The organism is Oliverpabstia intestinalis (assembly GCF_009696065.1).
Lineage (GTDB): Bacteria > Bacillota > Clostridia > Lachnospirales > Lachnospiraceae > Oliverpabstia > Oliverpabstia intestinalis.
In genome coordinates this window covers 1-4,415 of the sequence record NZ_VUMS01000061.1, presented here as the reverse complement: position 1 = coordinate 4,415, position 4,415 = coordinate 1, and the positions used below count along the sequence as shown (strand labels likewise).

Here is a 4,415-nt window from a genome sequence, read left to right as displayed (position 1 = left end):
TTCCGAGTGATACAGCACTACTGAAAGCCCTGTATCTGGCAACCTTTGAAGCAACCAAAAAGTGGACTTCCACAATCCGAAACTGGGGAGCGGTCTATGGAGAACTAAGTATTATGTACGAAGGACGCCTTCCAGAATAGGCAATATTCCATCGCAAAACAGGCGGCAGAACCGCCTGCTCTTGACATGCGTTTTTGTAACTGTTATATATAAACAAAGGGCGAAAAGCTAATATATCAAGCCTTTCGCCCATCATTATCATAGAAGAATCTTATTTACAGACTTTTCTTCATAGTCTCCTTCCTTTCTATTCCGTCGGCATCTGTATTATTGCCAGAATTTCCCTACTCTATTCCAGAGGTCGGGTGTGGGCAGCGCCCACGAAAAAAGCAATCAATACAATGTCTTATTTGTTATGCAAAAAAATCAAAACGGATGTATAAAATCTTATCAGATGGTTATACTATAAATAGAAAGATAAATTCGACAACAACATAATCATAAATTCGACAGCAAAACCTTACATATCTATTTCTTATCAGAAAGATTCACTTTCCAAAGACACAAGATTTTTTACAGCCTCGGGTAAGTTGTTACTGTATTGCTTTTGGCGTTAATGCTTAGTTAGAATCTGGTATCTTTTGGAGGACAAGGATCATTTCCATAGCTATCCTTATCACGAATACGTCCATGACGATCATGGATAACTAATTCTGATTCTTGATGAATTGCGATATTTCTACCATATGCAATGGCTTCTTTTTGAGTGTCAAAGGTTTTTGTAGCACGAGTTGCGTTCTCGCGCTTTACTTGCCATTGACCATTATTTGGAACTATATGTTGATTTGCCATAATAATTATCCTTTCTATGAGAGTGTATAATGTTTCCAGGGAATTCTAGATGGATGAATATGAGAGAGAAATTTTACAAGATCTCTTCGACCATCATAGGTGGGAATACCTTTGCTGTTTTGTGCCATAAGTACTGTTGGAACGAATCCAAAGTAGTGAGAAAATGTTTGACGAATAGACTCCTTATTGGGGCTGGTCAGGACACTTGGCTTAACAACGGCTATTGCAAAGGTGACACCTTGTTCTTTGATAAGAGCTCCATCAAATGACATAAGAGAGTTCCTCCTTTCTCAAAAACTGGGAAAGGTAAAATGCTATAAAAATTAACACATTCTTATTGAACAATCTGTTGATATATGCTATGATTCAAGTGCTTATGTTGAATTTGTATATCGCAGATTCAGAATGAAAGGTGGCCTTAGAGCCATCTTTTTTTACCTTTATTATTAGCACTTATAAAAAAAGAGTGCTAACTCCTGTGCTTACACGATAGCATAAGATGAAAAAGAAGTCAATACAAAAAGAGAAAAAATCACATGTGAGTCAATAAAATACGATAATAAGCAGTAAAATTTGTTGACATAAGAGAATAAATCACTTTATAATAGATATAATATAATAAAAATGAAAGAGAGTAGAGAGATGTTTATAGGATTTTCTGTAAGTAATTTTTTATCATTTAAAAGTCCACAAACCATGTCTATGATGGCATCAAAAGTTGCTAGGCATAAAGAACATATACTGAATGGAAATGGAAAAAAGATTTTAAAAACAGGACTTATTTATGGTGCTAATGCAGGTGGTAAAAGTAATTTTATTAAAGCAATTGATTTTTCTAGAGATATTATTCTAGATGGTCTCGAAGAAGTAGACTTAAATAGAAAGTATTTTAGAATTAATAAAGAGGGGTATAGACAGCCTGGTGTATTTGAATATAGATTGATCACGCAATCAAAAAAGGAATATTCTTATGGAATTGCGATTTCGTATGCAGCAAAAGAGATTATTTCAGAATGGTTGGTGCGTATTGAAAAAAATGGTTCAGAAACTTGTATTTTTAACAGAGATATTGATGAAAGCGGAGAAAACTTTACTTTTAGTGAAGTGACACATAAGAATGAAGCAGAAAAGATAAAATGGGAAATATTTTTAGATGTGTTTGGAAAAAATATTTCACCAGCAATGAAGAAAAAGAGTATTTTAAGTGATGTCGCAGAAAGAAGTAATGAAAAAAGTGGAGTTCTCAAGGAAATAATGGATGTCTATGAATGGTTTCAGAGCATAATAATTTTATTTCCTACAAGCCAATATAGCGGATTGAATCAATTAGTTGAAAAAGAAGAAGTAAGAAAATTTTTCTCAGGTATATTGAAATATTTTGATACAGGTATAGAGTCTGTTGAATCAAAACAGGGAGAAATGAATTTTGACAGAATCTTTGAAGGTATTCCAAAGGAACATGCAGAGAAGTTAAAGATTAGAATTTCTAATGATATAGAAAATGACCCGGTTATGTTTAAGGTGAACAATCAGGTATATTCGTTGAGAAAAGATGAAGAGGGTAATATTATAACAACAAAAATGATGCAAAATCACGGGAATCCGCAAGAGCTCTTTGAATATTCAGATGAATCAGATGGAACACAAAGATTATTCGATTTGATTCCATTATTTTATGAACATCAAAATAACAGAGTAATTTTTATAGATGAAATTGATAGAAGTCTTCATACGAATCTTACAAGAAGATTTTTAGAACTTTTTTATTCTCTTACAGAGAAATCGGATTGTCAGATAATTGCAACAACACATGATTCTAATTTGTTAGATTTGGATTTAGTTAGACAAGATGAAATCTGGTTTATCAAACGTTTAGAAGATCATAGCTCTAAAATGTATTCATTAAATCGTTATAAGGAACGGTATGACAAAAAAATTGATAAAGAATATCTATTAGGTAGATATGATGCAATACCGATATTTGACGAGGAAATTTTGGAGGATATGAATGATTAATCGCTATAGACTTACCTCTACAGTATATGAGCGAGAAGATGAGGCACAAAAAATTTTTCCAGAAAAGAGGATCTTTTTGTCGGTAGAGGGGAATGCAACGGAAAAGGAATATTTTGTTGGAGTATCAAAAAATAGAGAAAAGATGGGAATAAACGCCGAGGTTGATGTTGAAGTTTTGAGAAGGGGAAAAAAGGATACTAATAGTGCACCACAGCAGGTTATTGAACTTTTAGAAGAATACATCCGACTCCGTGAACAAAATGAAGATGATATTTTGGAAGAAATATCCGAACATTTCAAAGAACAATATGATGTGGAATTTATAAAAAAGTATTTAGAAGATTCAAAACAAATTCCTAAAAAGCAACGTAATTTATTTATTACCGAGCTAAAAAAGATTGGTTATGATATTAATTACAGAAAATATTTACGAAAGTATAATAAAGATTTGGATGAATTTGCAGTGCTGATAGATAGAGATATGCAAACTCATTCAGAAGAGAATATGCGTGAGTGTATAAAACATTGCAAAGATAATGGATATAAATGCTATATTGCTAATCCATGTTTTGAATTTTGGCTTTTAATGCATTTGGCGGATATAGATAGGGAATTTGGAAATCAATTAGAAAAAATAAAAGAAAATCCTAAAATTTCAGAGCATCATACATTTGTAAGTAAAGAGGTGTCAGAGAGAGGTCATCATGGAAAAAGTGGTATTAGATTTGCTGAACAATATATGCCTAAAATTTCCAAAGCTATTGATCAGGGAAAAAAATTTGCATCAAGTGAAGAGGAACTAGTCGATAATATTGGTTGCAACCTTTGGAAATTGATGGAAGAACTGAAACAATATGGAAAAGACAAGGGTGCGTGATGATTATTTATAGCACTGACGTAACATCCTCCCCACAAACTGTGTGACAATTATATAACGTCCTCTATACAGAAACATGCGGTTTTAAGCCATTTTCGTGGCAAAGAAGCCGCATATTTTTTGTAGCAATGACGTAACATCCTCGGGGCATTCTGTACAGCACAAAGTCTCCCTGAAATATAAAAAACCCGATCCCCCGGACCAGTAAAGACAAAGCTCCGGGGGATCGGGTTACTATATCAGGGAAGCTGTTGGCTGGCTTTCTTTGCACTTTTCCGGTTCAGCCAGAGGAAGAAACCGATGTTCAGACAGATACCGACTGCTGTGGACACCGGAGCTGCAAGGCCGATTTTGGTCAGGCTGGCATTCGGCTGGATACTCATATAATAGGACAGGGGAAGTCGGATCAGAAGAGTCTGGATCAATCCCTGGCACATCACCCAGAAGGTTTTGTCATTTCCATTAATGAATAATCTGTGCTCCAATGAGCCACCTGTCCGGCAAGCTTGAGCCACTGTTAATGATTTCATGAGCTGTCACCAGACTGCTCACACGAATTGTCATCAGATTGCTTAACTGCCTGTCATAGATAATGGTGGATTCGCCGCCCGAAAACGGGCGGCTGACTTTTACTTAGTTGTGACCGTGAGCATTTCATGCTCTACTACAA

5 protein-coding genes and 1 pseudogene are annotated in these 4,415 nt (G+C 34.9%); 3 read left to right on the top strand and 3 right to left on the bottom strand.

The window, feature by feature from the left end; translation table 11 throughout:
- Positions 1-140 (top strand): annotated as a pseudogene (locus tag FYJ57_RS16450) (IS256 family transposase); the annotation flags it as partial.
- Positions 141-624: 484 nt separating this feature from the next.
- Here the strand turns inward: FYJ57_RS16450 and FYJ57_RS14740 are convergent.
- Both FYJ57_RS14740 and FYJ57_RS14735 read right to left on the bottom strand, forming a co-directional pair.
- Entirely contained in the window at positions 625-852 is a 228-nt protein-coding gene (locus tag FYJ57_RS14740; RefSeq protein ID WP_154433238.1) for a DUF2188 domain-containing protein, read from the bottom strand.
- Between the two features lie 14 nt (positions 853-866).
- Complete coding sequence (locus FYJ57_RS14735; protein WP_154433237.1) at positions 867-1,124, bottom strand: hypothetical protein; 258 nt, start codon at positions 1,122-1,124, stop codon at positions 867-869.
- Between the two features lie 370 nt (positions 1,125-1,494).
- Here FYJ57_RS14735 and FYJ57_RS14730 point away from each other — a divergent pair, with 370 nt between their 5' ends.
- On the top strand, positions 1,495-2,868 hold the full coding sequence (locus FYJ57_RS14730; protein ID WP_178704412.1) for an AAA family ATPase: 1,374 nt from the start codon (positions 1,495-1,497) through the stop codon (positions 2,866-2,868).
- Complete coding sequence (locus tag FYJ57_RS14725) at positions 2,861-3,745, top strand: RloB domain-containing protein (protein ID WP_154433235.1); 885 nt, start codon at positions 2,861-2,863, stop codon at positions 3,743-3,745. Before FYJ57_RS14730 ends, FYJ57_RS14725 begins: the two co-directional genes overlap by 8 nt.
- A 239-nt stretch (positions 3,746-3,984) precedes the next feature.
- On the opposite strand, the gene FYJ57_RS14720 is transcribed toward FYJ57_RS14725, so the two are convergent.
- Positions 3,985-4,230: a hypothetical protein gene (locus FYJ57_RS14720; protein ID WP_331466682.1), complete on the bottom strand. Its 246-nt coding sequence runs from the start codon at positions 4,228-4,230 to the stop codon at positions 3,985-3,987.
- Positions 4,231-4,415: the final 185 nt, after the last annotated feature.